At 43.1% G+C, this 4,047-nt stretch carries 3 protein-coding genes and 2 pseudogenes; 1 reads left to right on the top strand and 4 read right to left on the bottom strand.

Annotated features, from left to right (window positions below):
* From FFT88_RS24885 to FFT88_RS24870, 4 genes and pseudogenes are all read right to left on the bottom strand, one after another.
* Window positions 1-190: pseudogene (locus FFT88_RS24885) on the bottom strand (cobalamin adenosyltransferase); the annotation flags it as partial.
* Window positions 191-236: 46 nt separating this feature from the next.
* A complete protein-coding gene (locus FFT88_RS24880) occupies window positions 237-1,316 on the bottom strand; it encodes a chemotaxis protein (RefSeq protein WP_135405943.1) in 1,080 nt (359 codons plus the stop codon).
* A 48-nt stretch (window positions 1,317-1,364) separates the two neighbouring features.
* Window positions 1,365-2,261: a WYL domain-containing protein gene (locus FFT88_RS24875; RefSeq protein ID WP_135405944.1), complete on the bottom strand. Its 897-nt coding sequence runs from the start codon at window positions 2,259-2,261 to the stop codon at window positions 1,365-1,367.
* Between the two features lie 420 nt (window positions 2,262-2,681).
* Window positions 2,682-3,419 (bottom strand): OmpW family outer membrane protein, encoded by a 738-nt coding sequence (locus FFT88_RS24870; protein WP_135405945.1) that lies wholly within the window; start codon window positions 3,417-3,419, stop codon window positions 2,682-2,684.
* A 318-nt stretch (window positions 3,420-3,737) separates the two neighbouring features.
* Here FFT88_RS24870 and FFT88_RS24860 point away from each other — a divergent pair.
* Window positions 3,738-4,047, top strand: a pseudogene (locus FFT88_RS24860) (DNA-binding protein); the annotation flags it as partial.

Here is a 4,047-nt window from a genome sequence, read left to right as displayed (position 1 = left end):
CGCCACGACCTTCATACCGCTGTCGCTCAGCCTCCGTGGCATAAATGCCATTACGCACATTATGGATAGTGTCAACATCACCACCCTTACGATCATTTAGCAACAGAAAATCCAGCCCGAATGATGTAACCAGGCTCTTCACCATGGTCTGATGTAACTCTTCTGTCCAGTCAAATTTTTCCACATTCATGTTATTTCACTTCTTGTAAAGCCGGGCTTTAACGCCCGGTAAATCATTAACTCCGGGATGAAAAATCATCAAATTTCACAACCGAACTGGCCAGTACATCATCCAGCTCTTCCTTATTAATAACATTCATTCCATTATCATCCTTTTCCATTTCAATAACGTTATCTTTTATCACAGCCTCACCATTTTCCTGTTTCCGCGGTTTAAACAGTGGCGTTGTAATAATATCCGTCATAATAGCGGCCAGTGAATATCCATGGTCAATAAGCATAATGATTTCATCTGATACACTGATATCCTGTTGTTCTGTAATAACAGAATGCATGGATTTAAGCGGCTCAAAATAGTGTTTAATAAATACAGCATGCATTCTGTTCAGCGCAGCGAGAATTTCATCAACGTATTGATTAACTTTTGCAAAATGCTCCCGGGCCAGATTCATTTTCTTAACTGCCCGTTCAACTTTGCAGGCACACTGATGGGCATTTTCAAGAGCTTTCGTCGCATGTCTGTCGTAAGCCCAGCCCGCAATGACAATCAACGGTGCAGCCACTGCGGTGCCTAATACCATTGCGCCGCCGGCCATTCCCATGCCCCCTGCCGCGAGAGAGCCCCCTCCAATTGCCGCCATCGTCGCGTTATAAGCCGCGGCACCAGAAAGCGCTGCAATGGGTGTACCTGTGGAAGCCGCAGCAAATGCCATCACTCCGCTATACACAGCAAAACCCGCAGCAGCCCCGGAAACTCCGGCAGCAACGACCGTACTGAGATATTCTGTCGCTGAAATGGCCAGGTTCTGAATCTTATTGATGTTATGTTGCGGAACACTCAGTTTCAGGTCTTTATTGCCCTCTTTTTCCAGACGCGCCAGGAGCTCAGCAGCAATCCTGTCGAACTCACTGAAATCTTTACCAATCTCAAGCTCTTTATTTCCGAGCGTTGTTAATTTTGATGATGTCTGAGCTTCAGCCTGCTCAAATTTTCCTTTATGCTCCTCGTAACGCTCTTTTGCTTTTCCGAGGATATCCTCTGCTTCTGACTTTTTTTGATATCCATCGTAAGCCTTTTTTCCGCCGAATGCCACAGCGCCGGCAGCCACACCCAAAATAATGAAAGGTAACGCCATTCTTTTCCTCCTGTACAGGTTGCTTTATCATCAGTCAACTGAAATATTTCAGGAAACATTCTCAGCGGTGAGGTATTTTCCTAACATTGTTAACACGGCTTCTTTCAGCCATACTGGTTCAATAATTTCAACATTCGGTAGCCAGTATAAAATCAACGGGATAATTTGATTTTTATGTGCAGCCTTGCATGACAGCGTAATGCCATTATCATGTCTGTGTAGCAATTGCTGGTAAGGAAGTAAGTCCCGTCGCAAAAAATAATGGGCGATATTACAGTGAATGAACAACACTACATCAAATGTTTTGTCGCTCACCCACGGGTCACATGACTCACTTATCAGTGACTGTATTTCCTCACTCTTTGCAAACTTTTCTTTTTTTATATCCAGCCATTTTATTTTAGCTAATGAAAAAGACTTTAACTTGTTCTCTTCAGTAGCCAGCAAATACCATATACTTCTCTGATTAGTTAATTTATAGGGATGAACGATTCTGGTCTTACCGGCATATGCAATCTGGCAAACATTACTGTTGCAGATCGCTTTTTCAAGAACATCAAGATATTTTCTTAAATCATCCCTGATGGTGTGCTCAGGGTTATGAAACTGAACACGAATATGCTTTTCGGTTGCCCTGTTTTCTAATTTCTGCCAGAAACCTTCATCCCGTTCAGGAAAAATCGCATCAGTATCCAGTAACCTGGCCAGAGATTTGTGCAGTGATTCTTTGCTCTGGTTTCCTGCTCTTGCCGAAATAAGCCGGTATTTTCCATCGCCACAGGCTTCAATAAAGGGAGAAAGCATATTCAGATCACGATATGCTGTTCGCTCAGTGATGTTGTATTTTTTCATCAAATTATGGCGACTGACCACACCATAATTCTGTAATTCAACAAGGATATCAATCAAACGCTCCGCTGAGCGATTTCTCGTTGAGTCAGCCATAAATCACTGCGCCTGTAGTATTACTCTCGTGTAAGTGAATTATATAAATACTCCTGACATCATTTGTCAGTTCCACAAAACTACGCCCTCCGGCAACAAATTTTTATTTGATTATAATCAAACTTTAAACCGGATATCCCAGGTGCCTCTTTCGTAATAAGGTTTATTGTTTCCGGAAGAGCTGATATAGCAAAAAACAACATGTCCCAACAACAGTCCTTTTTCATTTAACAGACTGACAACCATACTGCGCGCTACCTGCCCCCTGTAAAAAATCAACGAGAGTAATATTTTTGCTCTATTTATATTTCATTCATCTGAAATTATTAGTTGCCAGAGGGAGAATATCATCAGGATATCTGTTATTGATTTGTCATACCTGCACTTTACTGTGTCCAAAAGCGCAGGCAGAAATGGCTGTCAGAAGTTATATGTTGCGCCTAACATAAACTCGTTACTTCTGACATCAACAGAGGATTTATATTTAGCGCCATCCTCATCTTTATAAGTCAGAGTGGAATCCCCTGCATCCAGATACCGGTAACTGAGGTCAAGGCTGAAATCCTGCGTCACATCGTATTTAACACCGACACCAAAGCTCCATGCCAGGTTGTTTTCGTATTTTGACGCTGAAGTTGAATATACTTCACTGCCTGCCGGGCTGTTATCGGTATATATGTACGAAGTTTTATGATGAACCCGTGCATAACCCAGACCAGCAGATATCCATGGCGTGAATGCACTGCTGTTTCTGAAATCATAATACGCATTCAGCATCAGCGTGTTTACACTGAGCTTGTTCTGTGCATCATCAAACTCGGCGCCACCGGCACTTTCCCAATAACTCAGACGATATTTTGATTCAGCGTTACCGCGGCCATAAAACTCCACTTCAGTACGCACCGGCACATTGTAGTGCTGATAAAAATCGTATCCCACCGCAAGGCCTGCGCCAAAAACCGTATCACTTTTGTCACCGCCTTTGTATTTATCCGCCCATGCCCCTTCACCTTCAACGAAACGTTGGTCTGAAAGTGACATAACAGAAGCACCGGCTTTACCGGTCACATAAAAGCCTGTTTTGCTCTCATCAGCCAGAGTCTGGGCCGAAAACATGCCTGCCATTGCAAGCGCTGAAACCGCAATAACCTTCTTCATTTCAATCATCTCCGTTGGTTCTTACCCTACCCGACAAAAAAGGTTGCCTATTTTAAAACCATGAAAAAGATAGGGTAAAATGGTTACAACCGATCGATACGATCATATCGATCGGCAAAATCGATCGATATTGATGAGGGTTTTCGTTTCGAATCAACAAAATGGTAATGATGGAGCCAGGACTGAAATGCTGTGTCCCAAAAGCCCGGAAGGTTTGCATTACAACTGCACCACAGTACAAAATGTCAGACACAGTAAAAAAGACTGGGTAATCAACCCACCAGAGAAAACACGTTTATTGCAAAAGAGGGGGGAATTATGTGCAAACTGACTAAAGAAGAAGAATACAGCATCATCAGTCGAACAATGACGAATATTCGTTCACTACGCATGTATGTACGCGGAGTTTATTTTGAGCAATTACTCGACATGCAGGAAAAGCTCAACGCTGTTATTGAAGACGCCGTGAAGATGCTGAACGAAAAGCGGCTGAACGTAAGGAACTGGAAACTAAATGTCAACAGGTATTTGACTACATCAGTTCTGTGGGGCTTGACCCGGAAGAATGGCAGGGTCCAATTTCTGCTATTGCAGGGACAACGGAAACCAAACGAAAACCCAAAGGCGG

Source organism: Escherichia sp. E4930 (assembly GCF_005845405.1).
Classification (GTDB): domain Bacteria; phylum Pseudomonadota; class Gammaproteobacteria; order Enterobacterales; family Enterobacteriaceae; genus Escherichia.
The sequence above is the reverse complement of the archived record's forward strand: the minus strand, read 5'-3'. Positions and strand labels throughout refer to the sequence as shown.

What these genes read in the sequence shown, in the direction of transcription:
- FFT88_RS24880 (WP_135405943.1), bottom strand. Translation starts at nt 1,316, where the DNA reads ATGGCGTTACCTTTCATTATTTTGGGTGTGGCTGCCGGCGCTGTGGCA.
- FFT88_RS24875 (WP_135405944.1), bottom strand. Translation starts at nt 2,261, where the DNA reads ATGGCTGACTCAACGAGAAATCGCTCAGCGGAGCGTTTGATTGATATC.
- FFT88_RS24870 (WP_135405945.1), bottom strand. Translation starts at nt 3,419, where the DNA reads ATGAAGAAGGTTATTGCGGTTTCAGCGCTTGCAATGGCAGGCATGTTT.